Source organism: Luteimonas sp. A649 (genome assembly GCF_054072735.1).
Genome location: NZ_JBSVRQ010000001.1, coordinates 1,102,233 through 1,118,546, shown reverse-complemented (window position 1 = coordinate 1,118,546; position 16,314 = coordinate 1,102,233). Strand labels below are relative to the sequence as shown.

At 69.9% G+C, this 16,314-nt stretch carries 16 protein-coding genes, 1 tRNA gene and 1 pseudogene; 14 read left to right on the top strand and 4 right to left on the bottom strand.

Annotated elements, in window-relative coordinates; genetic code table 11:
- Positions 1 to 114 precede the first annotated feature (114 nt).
- From pstS to ACW5E8_RS05215, 10 genes and pseudogenes are all read left to right on the top strand, one after another.
- Positions 115 to 1,176, top strand: coding sequence for a phosphate ABC transporter substrate-binding protein PstS (gene pstS, locus ACW5E8_RS05260; RefSeq protein ID WP_456964421.1), 1,062 nt, complete (start codon positions 115 to 117; stop codon positions 1,174 to 1,176).
- Between the two features lie 54 nt (positions 1,177 to 1,230).
- Positions 1,231 to 2,205 carry a phosphate ABC transporter permease subunit PstC gene (gene pstC / locus ACW5E8_RS05255; protein ID WP_456964420.1) on the top strand — a complete coding sequence of 325 codons (975 nt, stop codon included), beginning with the start codon at positions 1,231 to 1,233 and terminating at the stop codon, positions 2,203 to 2,205.
- Positions 2,205 to 3,080: a phosphate ABC transporter permease PstA gene (gene pstA, locus ACW5E8_RS05250; RefSeq protein WP_456964419.1), complete on the top strand. Its 876-nt coding sequence runs from the start codon at positions 2,205 to 2,207 to the stop codon at positions 3,078 to 3,080. Before pstC ends, pstA begins: the two co-directional genes overlap by 1 nt.
- Complete coding sequence (pstB, locus tag ACW5E8_RS05245) at positions 3,073 to 3,945, top strand: phosphate ABC transporter ATP-binding protein PstB (protein ID WP_456964418.1); 873 nt, start codon at positions 3,073 to 3,075, stop codon at positions 3,943 to 3,945. The genes pstA and pstB overlap by 8 nt, the downstream gene beginning before the upstream one ends.
- A complete protein-coding gene (gene phoU / locus ACW5E8_RS05240; RefSeq protein ID WP_456964417.1) occupies positions 3,942 to 4,646 on the top strand; it encodes a phosphate signaling complex protein PhoU in 705 nt (234 codons plus the stop codon). The genes pstB and phoU overlap by 4 nt, the downstream gene beginning before the upstream one ends.
- Before the next feature lie 91 nt (positions 4,647 to 4,737).
- Positions 4,738 to 5,169: an HvfA family oxazolone/thioamide-modified RiPP metallophore gene (locus ACW5E8_RS05235; RefSeq protein WP_456964416.1), complete on the top strand. Its 432-nt coding sequence runs from the start codon at positions 4,738 to 4,740 to the stop codon at positions 5,167 to 5,169.
- 45 nt (positions 5,170 to 5,214) lie between these two features.
- Positions 5,215 to 6,078 (top strand): HvfB family MNIO-type RiPP peptide maturase, encoded by an 864-nt coding sequence (locus ACW5E8_RS05230; RefSeq protein ID WP_456964415.1) that lies wholly within the window; start codon positions 5,215 to 5,217, stop codon positions 6,076 to 6,078.
- A 52-nt stretch (positions 6,079 to 6,130) separates the two neighbouring features.
- A complete protein-coding gene (locus ACW5E8_RS05225) occupies positions 6,131 to 6,940 on the top strand; it encodes an HvfC family RiPP maturation protein (protein ID WP_456964414.1) in 810 nt (269 codons plus the stop codon).
- Between the two features lie 87 nt (positions 6,941 to 7,027).
- Positions 7,028 to 7,603 (top strand): annotated as a pseudogene (gene rnt, locus ACW5E8_RS05220) (ribonuclease T); the annotation flags it as partial.
- A 187-nt stretch (positions 7,604 to 7,790) separates the two neighbouring features.
- Positions 7,791 to 8,351 (top strand): hypothetical protein, encoded by a 561-nt coding sequence (locus ACW5E8_RS05215; protein WP_456964413.1) that lies wholly within the window; start codon positions 7,791 to 7,793, stop codon positions 8,349 to 8,351.
- 51 nt (positions 8,352 to 8,402) lie between these two features.
- On the opposite strand, the gene rlmB is transcribed toward ACW5E8_RS05215, so the two are convergent.
- The gene (rlmB, locus tag ACW5E8_RS05210; protein ID WP_456964412.1) at positions 8,403 to 9,164 is read right to left on the bottom strand and encodes a 23S rRNA (guanosine(2251)-2'-O)-methyltransferase RlmB; all 762 of its coding nucleotides are present in this window, start codon (positions 9,162 to 9,164) and stop codon (positions 8,403 to 8,405) included.
- Between the two features lie 14 nt (positions 9,165 to 9,178).
- Positions 9,179 to 11,743, bottom strand: a complete 2,565-nt coding sequence (rnr, locus tag ACW5E8_RS05205; protein ID WP_456964411.1) for a ribonuclease R — start codon at positions 11,741 to 11,743, stop codon at positions 9,179 to 9,181.
- Between the two features lie 88 nt (positions 11,744 to 11,831).
- Between rnr and ACW5E8_RS05200 the strand changes: the two genes are divergently transcribed.
- Positions 11,832 to 11,918 (top strand) — tRNA-Leu (locus ACW5E8_RS05200).
- Between the two features lie 20 nt (positions 11,919 to 11,938).
- Here ACW5E8_RS05200 and ACW5E8_RS05195 read toward each other — a convergent pair.
- Both ACW5E8_RS05195 and ACW5E8_RS05190 read right to left on the bottom strand, forming a co-directional pair.
- Entirely contained in the window at positions 11,939 to 12,898 is a 960-nt protein-coding gene (locus tag ACW5E8_RS05195; protein ID WP_456964410.1) for an NAD(P)/FAD-dependent oxidoreductase, read from the bottom strand.
- Positions 12,895 to 13,065 (bottom strand): hypothetical protein, encoded by a 171-nt coding sequence (locus tag ACW5E8_RS05190; protein ID WP_456964409.1) that lies wholly within the window; start codon positions 13,063 to 13,065, stop codon positions 12,895 to 12,897. The genes ACW5E8_RS05195 and ACW5E8_RS05190 overlap by 4 nt, the downstream gene beginning before the upstream one ends.
- Before the next feature lie 156 nt (positions 13,066 to 13,221).
- On the opposite strand from ACW5E8_RS05190, the gene ACW5E8_RS05185 reads away from it, so the two are divergent.
- The 3 genes from ACW5E8_RS05185 (at position 13,222) to ACW5E8_RS05175 (ending at position 16,258) form a co-directional block, all read left to right on the top strand.
- A complete protein-coding gene (locus ACW5E8_RS05185; RefSeq protein WP_456964408.1) occupies positions 13,222 to 14,373 on the top strand; it encodes a DNA topoisomerase IB in 1,152 nt (383 codons plus the stop codon).
- Positions 14,370 to 14,549: a hypothetical protein gene (locus ACW5E8_RS05180; protein WP_456964407.1), complete on the top strand. Its 180-nt coding sequence runs from the start codon at positions 14,370 to 14,372 to the stop codon at positions 14,547 to 14,549. Before ACW5E8_RS05185 ends, ACW5E8_RS05180 begins: the two co-directional genes overlap by 4 nt.
- Positions 14,550 to 14,761: 212 nt before the next feature.
- On the top strand, positions 14,762 to 16,258 hold the full coding sequence (locus tag ACW5E8_RS05175) for a hypothetical protein (protein ID WP_456964406.1): 1,497 nt from the start codon (positions 14,762 to 14,764) through the stop codon (positions 16,256 to 16,258).
- Positions 16,259 to 16,314: the final 56 nt, after the last annotated feature.

Here is a 16,314-nt window from a genome sequence, read left to right as displayed (position 1 = left end):
CGGTTTCCGGCACCCGCGGCGGGCGCGGAGCGATGACCGTCATGAAGCTGTCACAAAAACATCATCCAATGAGCGTACGCCGCAACCCGGCCCCCGCCACATTGGAACCCCGCCATGACCCTCCCCAAGCTGCGTCTCGTCTCGCTCGCGCTCGCGTCGGCGCTGTTCGCCGTCGCCTGTCAGCCCTCCGGCAACGCCCCGGCCACTGACGCCGGTGGCGAGGCCATCGCCAACCAGGTGTCCGGCGCCGGCGCCTCCTTCATCTATCCGCTGGTGTCGAAGTGGTCGGCCGACTACAACGCCGCGACCGGCCGCCAGGTGAACTACCAGTCCATCGGCTCGGGCGGCGGCATCGCCCAGGTCAAGCAGGGCACCGTCGACTTCGGCTCCAGCGACATGCCGCTGTCGAGCGAAGAGCTGGCCGAGGCCAATCTGGGCCAGTTCCCGTCGGCGATCGGCGGCGTGGTGCCGGTGGTCAACATCGAAGGCCTGGCGCCGGGCGCGCTGAAGCTGACCGGCCCGGTGCTGGCCGACATCTTCCTCGGCAAGATCGAAACCTGGAACGCGCCGGCCATCACCGCGCTCAACCCCGGCCTCGCCCTGCCCGACGGCAAGATCAGCATCGTCCACCGCTCCGACGGCTCGGGCACCAGCTTCAACTTCACCAACTACCTGTCCAAGACCAGCCCGGCGTGGAAGGACCAGGTCGGCGAAGGTACCTCGGTCTCCTGGCCGCTGGGCGTCGGCGGCAAGGGCAACGAGGGCGTGGCTTCGTACGTGCAGCAGATCAAGGGCGCGATCGGCTACGTCGAGCTCGCCTATGCGCTGCAGAACACCATGCCCTACGCGTCGATGCAGAACGCCGCGGGCAACTTCGTCGAACCCAGCGCCGAGAGCTTCGCGGCCGCCGCACGTACCGCGGACTGGGCCTCGGCCACCGACTTCAACCTGGTGATCACCGACGCCCCGGGCGCCGACTCGTGGCCGATCACCGCCACCAACTTCATGCTGATGCCCAAGCAGCCCAAGGACCCGGCACGCAGCAGGGCCGCCCTGGACTTCTTCAAGTGGGCCTTCGAGAGTGGCCAGACGCAGGCCAGCGAACTCCACTACGTGCCGCTGCCCGAGGAACTGGTGGCGCAGGTCGAGGCCTACTGGGCCGCCGAGTTCAACTAAGGCACGCATGCCCGCCGCACGCGCGGCGGGCGGCCAAGGAACCCCGGGACACCGATGAACGCCACCGCCCTGCCCGCAACCGCCACCGCCCCCAGCAGCCGCGACCTGCGCGACGCACGCGCGGACCGCTGGTTCCGCTATGCCCTCGTGGGCACGGTCGCCTTCGTGTTGCTCGCCCTCGCCAGCGCGGCGCTTTCGATGCTCTGGGGCGGCCGCGACGCGCTGCAATCCCAAGGCCTGTCGTTCTTCCTGTCGGCCGAGTGGAACCCGGTCGAAAACCGCTACGGCGCGCTGGCACCGATCTACGGCACCGTGGTCACCGCGATCATCGCCATGATGCTGGCGGTGCCCGTCAGCTTCGGCATCGCCGTGTTCCTGACCGAGGTGGCGCCGCGCTGGATGCGCGGCCCGGTGAGCGCGGCGATCGAGCTGCTCGCCGGCATCCCGTCGATCATCTACGGCATGTGGGGCCTGTTCGTGCTCGTGCCGGTGATGACCACCCATGTCACGCCCTGGCTCAACGAACACCTCGGCACCGTGCCCGGACTGGGCATGCTGTTCCGCGGCCCGCCGCTGGGCATCGGCGTGCTCACCGCCGGCCTGGTGCTGGCGATCATGGTGGTGCCGTTCATTTCATCGGTGATGCGCGAAGTCTTCCTCACCGTGCCGACGCGGCTGAAGGAATCGGCCTACGCACTCGGCGCCACCCGCTGGGAAGTGTGCTGGGACGTCGTCCTGCCCTATACCCGCTCGGCCGTGATCGGCGGCATCTTCCTCGGCCTCGGCCGTGCGCTCGGCGAAACCATGGCGGTCGCCTTCGTGGTCGGGAACAGCGTGCGCCTGACGCCCTCGCTGCTCGAACCCGGCACCACGATCGCCGCGCTGATCGCCAACGACTTCGGCGAAGCGACCGATACCTACCGTTCGGCCCTGCTGCTGCTCGGCTTCGTACTGTTCATCGTCACCTTCGTGGTGCTGGCGCTGGCGCGACTGATGCTGGCGCGGCTGGCGCGCCGGGAGGGCAACTGATGTCGGCCTCCCACCCCGTCGCCGGCAGGCACCTTTATGTCCGTCGCCGCATCACCAATGCCATCGCGCTGTCGCTGTCGTGCGTGGCCGCGGTGATCGGACTGCTGTTCCTGGCCTGGATCCTGTGGACCCTGGTGTCCAAGGGCATTGCCGGCATCAACTGGGACCTGTTCACCAAGGACACGCCGCCGCCAATGACCGAGGGCGGCCTGCGCAACGCGCTGTTCGGCTCGGCGGTGATGTGCGGGCTGGCGATCCTGATCGGCGCCCCGCTCGGCGTCGCCGCGGGCACATGGCTCGCTGAATATGGCGCAGGCAGCCGAACCGCGACCGTGGTGCGCTTCGTCAACGACATCCTGCTGTCGGCGCCGTCGATCGTGCTGGGCCTGTTCGTCTATACGCTCTTCGTGATGCATGCCGGCGGCAACTTCTCTGCGCTCGCGGGCGCCGTGGCCCTGGCCTTCATCGTGCTGCCCGTGGTGCTGCGCACCACCGACGAGATGCTGCGCCTGGTCCCCACGCAGATGCGCGAAGCGGCGCTGTCACTCGGCGTGCCGCAGTGGAAGGTGATCGTGCAGGTGCTGTATCGCAGCGCGTCGGCAGGCATCGTCACCGGTATCCTGCTGTCGCTGGCGCGCATCAGCGGCGAGACCGCGCCGCTGCTGTTCACCGCCTTCGGCAACCTGTACTGGAACAGCAACGTCATGCAGCCGATGGCCAGCGTGCCGGCCGTGATGTACCAGTTCGCCGGCAGTCCCTACGAGAGCTGGCAGGACCTGGCCTGGGCCGGCGCGCTGGTGCTCACCACCTTCGTCCTCTTGATCAGCCTCGGCGCGCGCGCGCTCCTGCTGCGCAACCGCATCAGCCATGACTGACTCGACTACCCTCCTCCGGACCCCGCCGATGAACGACGCCCCCGCCCACATCGACTACGGACGCGCCACGCTGTCCACCGCCACCCCGCGCCGACCGGTCGTGGAGCCTGCGCCGGTGAAGATCTCGGTGCGTGGCCTCGACTTCCACTACGGCAAATTCCACGCCATCAAGGGCGTGGCGATGGAGATCCCCGAAAAGCGCGTCACCGCGCTGATCGGTCCCTCCGGCTGCGGCAAGTCCACCCTGTTGCGCGTGTTCAACCGCATCTATGCCCTCTACCCGGGGCAGGTGGCGAGCGGCAGCATCCTGCTCGACGGCGAAGACATCCTGTCGCCGAAGTACCCGATGAACCGCCTGCGCTCGAAGGTCGGCATGGTGTTCCAGAAGCCGGTGCCGTTCCCGATGACCATCTACGAGAACATCGCCTACGCGATCCGCCACCACGAGAAGCTGTCGAAGGCGGAGATGGACGACCGCGTGGAGGCGGCGCTCCGGCAGGGCGCGCTGTGGGACGAGGTCAAGGACAAGCTCGGACAGAGCGCGCTTGGACTTTCCGGCGGCCAGCAGCAGCGCCTGTGCATCGCCCGCGCCGTGGCCCTTCGCCCCGAAGTGCTGCTGCTCGACGAGCCGACTTCGGCGCTGGACCCGATCTCGACCAGCCGCATCGAGCAGCTGATCGAAGAGCTGAAGCTCGACTACACGATCGTGATCGTGACCCACAACATGCAGCAGGCGGCGCGCGTGTCCGACTACACCGCCTTCATGTACCTCGGCGACCTGATCGAGCACGATACGACCGCGACCATCTTCTCCAATCCCTCGAAGCGACAGACCGAGGACTACATCACTGGACGGTTCGGATGAACACCCCCCCGCATGAGCACATCGTCCGCAGCCACGACGAAGAGCGCGAGCGCCTGATCGGCGAGATCGTGCGCATGGGCGAACTCGCCATCGCCCAGCTGCAGGCCGCGCTGGACGTGGTGGAGCGCCGCGACGATCGCGCCGCCGGCCACATCGTCGCCAACGACGAGGCCATCGACGAAATCGAGCGCGTGGTCAGCCACGACGTGATGCAACTTTCGCTGCGCGGCCCGATGGCACGCGACCTCCGCGAGATCCTGGCGGCACTGCGCATCGTGTCCGACATCGAGCGCATCGGCGACTACGCCGCCAACATCGCCAAGCGCTCGATCGCGCTCAACCAGGCGCCGGCGCTGCCGGTGGCCGGTGGTCTCGCCCACGTCGGTGCCCTTGCCGTGCGCCAGGTGCAGGACGTGCTCGAGGCCTACCGAAACCACGACGCGGAAGCCGCCCAGGCCGTGCGCGACCGCGACGCTGCGCTCGACGCCGAGTACACCCGCCTGTTCCGCGAACTCCTGACCTACATGATGGAAGATGCGCGCGCGATCACCGGCTGCACCCACCTGCTGTTCATGGCCAAGAACCTCGAGCGCATCGGCGACCACGCCACCAACATCGCCGAGAACATCTGGTTCACGGTGCGCGGCGAAGACAACCTTCCCCCGCGCGCAAAGGCCGACGACACCAATACCGCGGTCTGAAACCGCCGCACGGCCCGTCGACACTGAGTGAACGGGGCTGCGGCATACTGGTGCCCCGAGCGGCCTCCTGCCGCAGATGAGGATCGCCAGCATGTCCAAGTCCCATGCCAAGCCCGTCGCCCTTGCGGTCGCCGCCGCCCTGGGCGGCATCGCGCTGTCCGGCGCTGCGTTCTCAATGGCTCCACTCGCCAGCGGCTACATGGTCGCTGCACAGGAAGCCGCCGACCCGGCCGTCGCGACCAAGGACGCCGAAGGCCGCTGCGGCATGTCCCGCGTGGACACCGATGGCGACGGCCGCATGTCGGCGGACGAGTTCAGCGCCGCGCACCCGGAGAAGGATCCGTCCTACTTCGCGACCATGGACGGCAATGGCGACGGCTTCGTCGACAAGGACGAGCACGACGCCCACCACGCGGAGAAGAAGGCCGCGTCCGGAGACAAGGACGCCGACAAGGCCGCGCAGGAGGGCAAATGTGGTGAGGGCAAGTGCGGCGGTTCCGGTGCCTGCGGTGGCGCAGCCTGATCGCGGCTTGAACCGGCCGTGCGGGCAGCCGCGTGGCGTTTCACGATGATCGACATCCCGCTGCACGCGCGCGCGGTCGGCCTCGGGCTGCGCCGCGCGCTGCTTGCAGAACTGCGCGCCGCGCCGGCGGGAAGCTTCGATTTCCTCGAAGCGGCGCCCGAGAACTGGATCGGCGTGGGCGGTGCACCGGGCGAGGCCTTCGCCGAGCTCGCCGCGCGCCACCCCTTGGCCTGCCATGGCCTGTCGCTGTCGCTGGGTGGCCCGGCGCCGCTGGACGAGACCTTCCTGCACAAGCTCCGCCGCTTCCTCGACGCGCACCGCGCGCCGGTCTACAGCGAACATCTCAGCGCCTGCGGCGACAGCCTGGGCCATCTCTACGACCTGCTGCCGCTCCCCTTCAGCGATGAGGCGGTAAGGCATGTGTCCGCGCGCATCCGCCGCGCGCAGGACATCCTGGGCCGGCGCATCGCGGTCGAAAACATCTCGTACTACGCAAGCTTCCCGCCCGCAGCCGGCGCGCGCCCGCTGAGCGAGCTCGAGTTCGTGAACGCGGTGCTCGACGAAGCCGACTGTGACCTGCTGCTGGACGTCAACAACATCGTGGTCAACGCGACCAACCACGGCTATGACACCGGGGACTTCCTGCGCGGACTGCCGGGCGCGCGCATCGCCTACATCCATGTGGCCGGCCATCGCGACGAAGCGCCGGGCCTGAAGATCGACACCCACGGCGCCGCGGTGGCCGACCCGGTCTGGGCGCTGCTCGCCGAGGCCTATGCGCTGTTCGGCCCGCGGCCGACGCTGCTCGAACGCGACTTCGATTTCCCGCCGTTCGAGGAGCTGCTGGGAGAACTTGGCGTCGTGCGCGGGCACCTCGCCGACGCCCCGGCCCGTAGCCGTGCCGCCTGATTTTCCCGGCCCGGTCGGCCCAGGCGGCGGGCACGTACGTGGCGCCGTGCCCGTGCAGGCTTCCCCACCCGAAGGACTCGCTGCCGCCAATGCGCTGTCCCTGCAGCAGGACGCGTTCAGCGCCCACATCCGCGATCCGGCCCGCCATCCGCCGCCGCCGGGCATCGACCCGCGCCGGATGCAGGTCTACCGCGACCTGTTCTTCAACAACGTCTCGCGCCTGCTGGCTGGCAACTTCCCGGTGATCCGGCGCATCCGCGGCGATGGGTGGCCAGCCCTGGTCCGCGAGTTCTACCGCGACCACGGCTGCCGCACGCCGCTGTTTCCGGAGCTGCCGCGCGAGTTCCTGCGCTGGCTGGAAGACAGCGGCGGCCATGAGCCCTGGCTCCCGGAGCTGGCGCACTACGAATGGATCGAGCTGGCCTTGCAGGTCAGCGAGGCGCGGGTGGACGACATCGCGCACGACCCGTTGCCCGCAACCGACGTCAACGACGGCCGCGACGCCATCACGAAGCTGCTCGCCGGGCGGCCCCTGCTGTCACCCCTTGCCTGGCCGCTGGCCTACGCCTGGCCAGTGCACTGCATCGGCCCCGACTGCCTGCCCGACACGCTGCCGGCCTCGCCCACGCTGCTGCTCCTGCATCGCGGGGAGGATGGCCGGGTGCACTTCCACGCGCCCAGCCCCTTGGCCTGGCGCCTGCTGCAGCGCCTGGACGAAGCGCCGGAGCTCAGCGGCCGAGCGCAGCTCGAAGCCCTGGCGACCGAGGCCGGGGCTGTCCCCGATGCGGGTTTCGTCGAGCAAGGCGTGGCCATGCTGCTGCGCTGGCACCGGGAAGGCATCGTTCCCGGCTTACGCCGCTGAGGCCGGTGTCAGCACTCGGCTAGACTAGCGCCGGTGACTACCCCGACCCCGACCCAGGCCGACGCGGCCCCGCCCGCCTTCGCCCCCATGTCCGCTCGCTTCCGCGGCTACCTTCCCGTGGTGGTGGACGTGGAAACCGGGGGCTTCGACTGGAATCGCCACGCGCTGCTGGAGATCGCGGTGCTGCCGATCGATCTCGACGATGCCGGGCGCTACATCCTGGGCGAAGGCGCGAGCGCGCACCTGATTCCCGCGCCGGGCACCGAGATCGATCCAAAGTCGCTGCAGATCACCGGCATCGACCTGGACCACCCGTTCCGGTTTGCGAAGCCCGAACGCGAAGCGCTGGACCACGTCTTCGCCGCCGTGCGCACCGCCGTGCGCAAGCACGGTTGCCAGCGCGCGATCCTGGTCGGGCACAACGCCCATTTCGACCTCAATTTCGTCAACGCCGCGGTCGCCCGCAGCGAGCACAAGCGCAATCCCTTCCATCCGTTCAGCGTGTTCGACACCGTGACCATGGCCGGCCTCGCCTACGGGCAGACGGTGCTGGCACGCGCGGTGCAGGCGGCGGGCCTGGAGTGGAACAGCGACGAAGCGCACTCCGCCGTCTACGACACCGAGCGCACGGCACAGCTGTTCTGCACCATCGCCAACAGCTGGGGGCGGCATGCGACACCGGCACCCGGCACAACGGATACCAGCGGGCATGGACCAGACGGCGGCAGCGCATCGGCCGCGCGCGACGTCGGCCCCCAGGGCAGTCTCCCGGCCTAGTACGCAGGCGCGGCTCCACAGTTGCGGAATCCGGCGCAGCGTGCGTTCAAACCCTCCCTGCTATCTTCGGATGATGAAGATACGCACTCGCTCCAGCCGGTTCACCGCGGCTTCGGCCACTCTGGCGCTGCTGCTGTCGTCCGCTGTCGCGGTGGCGTCCGGCGACGGGACCGCACTCGATCTCGACCTGCCCCGGGCGCCGCTGTTCACAAGTGCCGCGGCGTCCGCTGCGCCGGGTGTGCCCGACACCGATTACGACAGGGTGCTGCGCGAACGCGAACTGGCGCGCCGCGGTGACGTCGCGGCGGCTTCCCACTGCCCGCCGGCGCCGGACGGCAGCGAACGTAGCGTCACAGGCAGCTTCAGCACCGGCATCGGCCATTCCTCGCGCGGCGGCAACAGCCACTGGAATGCGGCCGACATCAATTTCTGCAAGGAATACGCCGGCAGCGCCGGCAACGTGAACACGCTGAACATGCGCATCCATGTCGGACAGTACGACGGTCCCGGCTACTTCCATGGCCCCGGCTACTACGGCACCGGGCCGCACGGGGTGAAGGGGCTCGGCGGTCCGTGGGAGATGGCCCCGTCCCGCGATTCATCGTGGAGCGAAGACCGCCGTCCCTGGCGGTGATGGCGCAGCAGGCGACCGCGCCAGCGGACGGTCCTGCGAATCCGTGCCATATCAGCCGAGTCGTTGCCTGACGACTTCGAACAGGCACACGCCCGCGGCCACCGAGACGTTCAGGCTCTCGACGCCGGACTCGGCCGCACCCGGCATCGGCAACGCCACCAACTGGTCGCAATGCTCGCGCGTCAGCCGGCGCAGGCCCTCGCCTTCGCCACCCAGCACCAGCGCCACGTTGCCGCGCAGGTCGATGCCGTACAGCGACGCGACGGCGTCTCCCGCCAGGCCGTAGATCCACACGCCCTGCTTCTGCAGGTCGCGCAGGCTGCGCGAGAGGTTGGTCACGCGCACCACGGGGATGCTGTCCGCCGCGCCGGCCGACGTCTTGCGCACCGTGGCGTTGACCTGCACCGCCTTGTCCTTGGGAATCACCACCGCGGTCACGCCCGCGGCCGCGGCGCTGCGCAGGCAGGCGCCGAGGTTGTGCGGGTCCTGCACGCCGTCGAGCACCAGCAGCAGGGCGCGCCCTTCCGCGGCCTCCACCAGGCCCGGCAGGTCGTCTTCGTCGTGCGTCTTCGCGGCCGCGTAGCGCGCGACCGCACCCTGGTGGCGCAGCCCGCCGGCGACGCCGTCCAACGCCTGCTGCGCGACTCGGCGCACATCGATGCCGCGGCGCCGCGCTTCCTCTTCGATCGAACCGATGCGCGGGTTCTTCGCGCCCGCCTCGACCAGCACTTCGCGCACGTTGTCGGCATCGTTCTCCACCGCCGATGCCACGGCGTTGATGCCGACGATCCACTGGTTCTGCTTGTTGCTCATCGCGTTCGGGTTCCTCAGTACTTCTTCTTCGTCCGCTTCGCAGGCTGCCCACGGGGCGCGGGAGGAGTCGCCCCCCCCTTCTGCCGCTGGCCTTCCTCGACGAGGCGGAAGTCGATCTTCAGGTCTTCCACGCTGGCCTTGAGCACGACGATGCGCGCGGGGTCGCCCAGCCGGTACTCGCGCTCCGAACGCTGACCGGTCAGGGTCTTGCGGATCGGGTCGAAGTGGTAGAAGTCGTTCGGCAGCTGGGTCACGTGCACCAGGCCGTTGACCTTGGACTCCGTGAGCTCGATGAAGAGGCCGAAGCTCGTCACCCCGCTGACCACGCCGTCGAACTCGCGGCCGACGTGCTCTTCCATCCAGGCCGCACGGTAGCGCTCGTCGACTTCACGCTGGGCCTCGTCGGCGCGGCGCGAACGTTCCGAGCACTGCAGCGACAGCGCCGCCATCTCGTGCGACGAGTACTTGTACTGCGCGGCGTTGCCGCCCACGAGCGCGTGCTTGATCGCGCGGTGCACCAGCAGGTCGGCGTAGCGGCGGATCGGCGACGTGAAGTGCGCGTAGGCCTCCAGCGCCAGGCCGAAGTGGCCGATGTTGTCGGGCGAATACACCGCCAGCGACTGGCTGCGCAGCAGCACCGATTCCAGCAGCGCCGCGTCCGGGCGCTCGCGCACGGTCTCGAGCAGCTTGCGGAAATCGCGCGGACGCACCTTTGCCCAGGTCGGCAGGCGCAGCTGGAACTCCTTCAGGAATTCGAGCAGGTCGGCGTACTTGCCCTCCGGTGGGCGGTCGTGGTCGCGGAACGGCGCCGGGATCGCGGACGCGAGCAACGCGTGCGCAGCGGCGACGTTGGCCGAGATCATGCATTCCTCGATCAGCTTGTGGGCGTCGTTGCGCTGGATCATGCCGGCCTGGGTGACCTCACCCTGCGGGCCGAGCACGAAGCGCACCTCGGAGCTCTCGAAGTCGATGGCACCTCGCTGCTGGCGCGCCTTCTCCAGCACCTTGAACAACTGGTGCAGCTGCAGCACCTGCGGCATCTGTGCGCCGATGAAGGCCAGCGCGGCCTCGCGGTCGGCATCGGGCACGCCATCGCCCACGGCGTTCCAGACCTGGTTGTAGGTCAGGCGCGCGTGCGAGTGCATCACCGCCTCGTGGAAGGAATACGAGACCACGTTGCCGCGGCGGTCGACCTGCATGTCGCAGGCGAAGCACAGGCGGTCGACCTTCGGTTTCAGCGAGCAGATGCCGTTGGACAGCGTCTCCGGGAGCATCGGCACGACATAGCCCGGGAAGTACACCGAGGTCGCGCGCTTCTGCGCCTCGACGTCCAGCGGTTCGTCCGGGCGCACGTAGTGGGACACGTCGGCGATCGCCACGATCAGGCGGAAGCCGTCGCGGTTGGGCTCGCAGTACACCGCGTCGTCGAAGTCCTTGGCGTCCTCGCCGTCGATGGTGACCAGGGCGAGCTTGCGGAGATCGAGCCGGCCCTGCACCTCGCGGGCCTCGACATCGACCGGAACCGCTGCGGCGGCGTCGAGCACCTCGGCCGGGAATTCGTGCGGAATGTCGTGGCCATGGATCGCGGCCTCGACCGCGATCGATGCGGTCAGCTTGTCGCCCAGCACCGCGAGCACGCGACCGATCGGCGGCCGGTGGTTGTCCGGCGGCGCGACGATTTCGCACACCACCAGCTGGCCGTCGCGCGCATCCTCGCGCGCATCGGTGGGGATCTGCACGTTGCGCTGGATGCGGCGGTCGTCGGGGACCACGAAGCTGATCCCGGACTCGATCGCGAAACGGCCGATCAGGCGGCTGACCCGGCGCTCAAGCACCTCCACGATCGCGCCCTCGCGGCGGCCGCGGCGGTCGACGCCGGTCACGCTGCCAAGCACGCGGTCGCCGTGCATGACCTTGCGCATCTCGAAGGGGGGCAGGAACAGGTCGTCGCCGACGCCACTTTCCGGACGCAGGAAGCCGAAGCCCTCGGGGTTGGCGATCACGGTGCCGGGCACCAGGTCGGCCTTCGCAGCGGGCACGAAGCCGCCGCGGCGGTTCTTCAGGATCTGGCCGTCGCGGACCATCGCCCCCAGGCGCTTGTCCAGCGCCATCGCACGGTCGGGATCGGCCAGGCCGAGGACCTGCTGCAGTGCCTCGGCGTCAAGCGGGCCGTCGGCATCGGCAAGCACCTGCAGGATGGCTTCGCGGCTGGCGATCGGATTCTCGTAGCGGTCGGCCTCGCGCGCGGCCTGCGGATCGTCCACTGCACCGCGCCGCTTCCGTCCACCAGTGCCCGGGCCCTGTGGCGACTCTTTCTTTCCGGCAGCCTTGCGCGGCGCCGCGGCTTCAACCGCCGGCACGTCCTGGCCACGCGGCTTCATTGCCCGCAACAGGCCGGGATCGGGCATCCATGCGGGCAGTGCGCCGGCCTTCGCCTTGCCTGCAGGCGCACGCTTCGCGGCAGGTTTCGCCGCAGCCGTCGTGCCCTTCGCGGGCTGGCCGGATGCACCCTTGGCTGTCCCTGGCTTTGCAGGGGTCTTGCCGCGGCCTGTGCCGCGCGTGTCGGTGGTTTTTGTCATCCGGCAATTGTACGCGCGCGCCGTCGATGCTCCGTGCGTGTCAACCGTTGACAGCGCTGCCGCCGCATTGCACCATACGCGCCCACCTGCCCAGGTGGCGGAATTGGTAGACGCACTAGCTTCAGGTGCTAGCGGGGGCAACTCCGTGGAGGTTCGAGTCCTCTTCTGGGCACCATCATTAGGTTTCAGCAGGTATCACTGAGACCCGAGGGATGACACGAAACCCCGCGCAAGCGGGGTTTTTTGTTGCCCGCGCGGCCGCTCACCCGGCGCGCGTGCGACGAATGGCAGCGCGTTGTGCGCATGCGTCGCCGCGATCGCCGCATGCCCAACCGCCACCGAGATCTGGTTGAGCCCGCTGACGATGTCGCCGATGGCGTACATCCCCGGCAGCCGCGTCTGCTGGTCGGCGTCGACGATGATCTCGCCCTCCTCCGTAAGCTCCGCGCCGGCGTCTGCCGCGATGGCCGCGCTCGTGTCGCTTCCCAGATAGGCATAGACCGTGTCGAACGCGACCGGGGGTTGCCCTGGCGGTGCATAGCTGCATCGCCGGCCGTCGAAATCCAGGCGCCCGGCGCCGGGCATCCACGCCACGCCGGCCGCCCGCGCGTCCGCTCCGGCGCCGCCGCCCTCGCCGGCATCGGTCGGGAGTGCATGGACGGCACTGGAATACGCGCGCAGGAACAGGGCGTGGGCACCGATCGCGTCGCTGGGCCCGTAGACGCCGATGGCCAGGTCGCTCGCTTCATAGGCGTCGCAAATCGCGCACAGCCTGAGCGCGCCGCACGCGACCGCGGGCTCGACCCAGTCATCGCGCGGCAGGCGGTCGCTGACGCCGGTGGCGAGGATGAGCCTGCGCGCCTCCCAGCGGCGCCCACCCGCATGGACCTGGAAGCCCTCCCCGCTGCGCGCGATCCGGTCCACGGTCGCCTGCTCGATGGGGACATCGACGGCGGCCGCCTGTTTGCGCAGGCGCTGCAGGAGCGCCTCGCCGGACACGCCCTGCGGAAAACCCGGGCAGTTGTTGCTCTCCGGGATCCAGCGCGCCCTGCTTTGCCCCGCATCGAGCACGACGCAGGAGCGGTGGAAACGGCGCAGGTAGGACGCGGCCGTAAGACCCGCCGGCCCGCCGCCGACGATGATGACGTCGATCATCCGCGAGGATCGGGTTCCGGCGGCGCTTTACGCTGCGTGCCGCCTTCGTGCTTGGGCATCGGATCCTTGCGGGTGGGCGACCACGCGTTGCGGTCGCCGCTGCCATGCGGATAGGGCCGCTGTTCGCGGTCGGGCTTGTCGCTGTCGGGTTGCTTGCGCTGCGGCATGGAAGCTCCCATCGGACCGGGGTCGAGTTCGGAACGGGCACCGTGCAACCGGACGCGGCAAGGCGGCGTGAGCACCCCACGTCAGTAACCAATGGACGGTCACGACGGGGACGCGGGGTTCATCGCGCGATCACCGCCCGTCCGTAGCGTGCCGCCATGGGCAATGCACGCAGCAAGGGACGCCGGCAGAAGGACGCGCTGCAGCCGGCCGAAGCCGTGGAGGCAGCCGAGGCCGGCCTGCTGTACGTGAACGACCGCGACCCGGGCATCCACCGCCTGCGCTGCGGCAGCGGATTCCGCTACCGCGATCCGGACGGCAGCGCGGTGCGCGACGCGGCAACGCTGGAGCGGATCCGCGCACTCGCCATCCCGCCCGCCTACCAAGATGTCTGGATATGCCGGTCGCCCCGCGGACACCTGCAGGCCACCGGGCGCGATGCGCGCGGCCGCAAGCAGTACCGCTACCACGCCGGCTGGCGCAGCTGCCGCGATGCCGGCAAGTTCGACCGCCTCCCCGCCTTCGCCGATTCGCTGCCGCGGCTGCGGCGTCGGCTGCGCACCGACCTCGCGCAGCCGGGCTTCCCACGCGACAAGGTCTTGGCGCTCGTGGTCCTGACCCTGTCGACGACCCTGCTGCGCGTGGGCAACGATGCCTATGCACGCGACAACGGTTCCTACGGCCTGACCACCCTGCGCAGCCGCCACGCGCGCTCCTCCGGCGGCGCGCTGCGCCTGAAGTTCACCGGCAAGGGCGGCAAGCAGCACGACATCGGCATCGACGACCGGCGGCTTGCGCGGATGCTGCGGTCGATGCACCAGCTGCCGGGCCAGCGCCTGTTCCAGTACCGCGACGACGCCGGCGAACTGCAGCCCGTGGACTCGAGCATGGTCAACGGCTACCTGCAGGACCGCATGGGCGCGCCGTTCACCGCCAAGGACTTCCGCACCTGGGGCGCGACGCTGGCGGCCTTCCGCCTGCTGGCCGCGACGCCGCCGCCGGAAGACGCCAGCGAGCGCGCCCTGGCTGGTTTGCAGCAGCAGGTGATCGCCGAGGTGGCGGCGATGCTGGGCAACACGGTGTCGGTCTGCCGCAAGTCCTACATCGATCCCTGCGTGTTCGAAGGCTGGCAGGACGGCAGCCTGGAACGCGCAGCGGCGCGCGCCAGCGGTGCGCGACAGTGGGAATCCGCCGCGCGGCGCTTCCTGTCCCGCGCACGCCGTGCCGCCGCCAGCCCCGGACGCCGGTCACGCCGCGACAACGCAGGCAAGGCTAAGAAACCAGCACCCCACTATAGAGAGACGCCATGAGCCGCGACCGCAAAGACCTGCCCAAGGACCACGATCCGCAGCAGCCACCAGAAAGCGCGGGCCAGCGCGAACGTCGCAAGGGCAAGGAAAGCGAGAACCAGGACGAGGCGCTGGAAGAAACCTTCCCCGCCAGCGACCCCACCTCCCCCTTCGTGCCCGCAAAGGTCCGCGACTGACCGTGTCCGTGGCCGGCAGGCCCGCCCTGCGGGCAGCCACCTTCAAGGTGCTCGAAGGCGCGAAGGCCACGGCCGTGATCGATGCCAGCCGCGTGATCGCCTGGTGCGGACGCGCCACGCGCTGACCCGTCGGCCTGCCGCCCTGTCCGCGACCTTGGCCTTGGCCCGGCGCCGCGGCTAGGCTGTCGTCACTGGGGGAGACGGAGCAGGACATGGGTGTACTGAAGGCCGCGCCGGCAGCAGTGCTGGCGATGGCGATGGCGATGGCGATGGCGATCGCGACCGCCGCCGCTGCGGAGAAGAACGTTTCGCCGCTGACGGGCGAGCTGCGCAGTGCGCTGAACGCAGCGGAGGCCGTCGCCGCGCGCGGCGACCCTGCGACCTCGGCGATGGCGTTCGAAGCCGTGGCGTCCCATGCCGACTTCGCACGTCTGGACGGACCCCGTCGTGCCGCCATCCTGCTGCGCGCGGCGCAGCTGGCCATCGATGCCGGCGAGCCCGGGCGCGCGCACCGCTTGGCAGAGGCCTCGGTGCACGCCAGCGACGGTGATCCGGACGCCTGGTACGTGTTCGCGCAGCTCTCGGCCAACCAGGGCCGGGATGAGGACGCCGCAGCGGCCTTCGCGCGCCTGGCCCGCGGCTGGCCGGAACTGGTCCAGCACCTGGCGCCCGAGTCCGTGAATCCTGTCGTCCACGGGCTGGACGTCGGGTCGCCCGCCCGCCTGGAGCTGCTCGAGGCGCTGTTCGCCGCCGACTGGACGGCGCATGGCATTCCGGTCGACCACGCCTGGGCCCAGCTTGCGCTGATGCGCGCCGATCGCGGCGATGCCCAAGGCGCGCGCGTCGCACTTGCCGGTATCACCGAGCCTGGGATCATCGCCTGGATGCGCAGCGACCGCCGCTTCGACCGACTGTTCGATCGCAAGGACCCGCGCTTCGACCCGGCGCTTGCATCCGAAGCCTGGATCACGCGGGTGCGCGCCACGGCGGCGGCCTCGCCGGCGACGCTGCCGCCGCTGCGCGAGCTCGGTTACGCGCTGCTGAGGAGCGGGCACGCCGGCGAGGCGCTGGCGGTGGCGGACCAGGCGCTGGCCGATCCCGGCCGCTTCGACGACACGGACGATCTCCACTGGATGCAGCACGTACGCGCCGTGGCCCTGCGTCGCCAAGGCCGCACGGACGAGGCGCTGGCGGCCCTCACCGAGGCCGCGGCGATGGACGAGTCCGGCGAGCCCAACGTCAGCCAGACGCTCAACCTGGGCACCCTGCTGGCCGACATGGAGCGCCCGCTGGACGCCCTGGCCGCGGTTGCCCGCGTGAAGGACATGAGCCCCTACGGTGAGATGGTGCAGTCCACCACGCGCCTGCGCGCGCACCGCCAGCTCGGACAGGCCGACGACGCCGCGGTGTGGTTCGATCGCATCCGCGCCAACCGCGACGAGAGCCCGGGGCACTATCTCGAAGCCCTGCTGTGGACCGGTCGCGACGACGAAGCCGCCGACTGGCTCGTCAGCATGCTCGCCGATGCCGACCAGCGCGTGGACGCGCTCGACTGGTGCGCGAACCTGCGGCGGTCGGAGCCGCTTCCCGGTCGCCTTGCGCTGGTCGAAGCCCGGCGCGCCCTGCTTGCACGCCCCCAAGTGCGCGACGCGATCGCCGCCGTGGGCCGCATCGAGGATACCGGCCTGTACAGCATCGGCATCAACTGAGCGCGGGCGGGGCGGCGACCGCCCTGCCCCGGTAGAATCATCGGTTCCCATGGCAC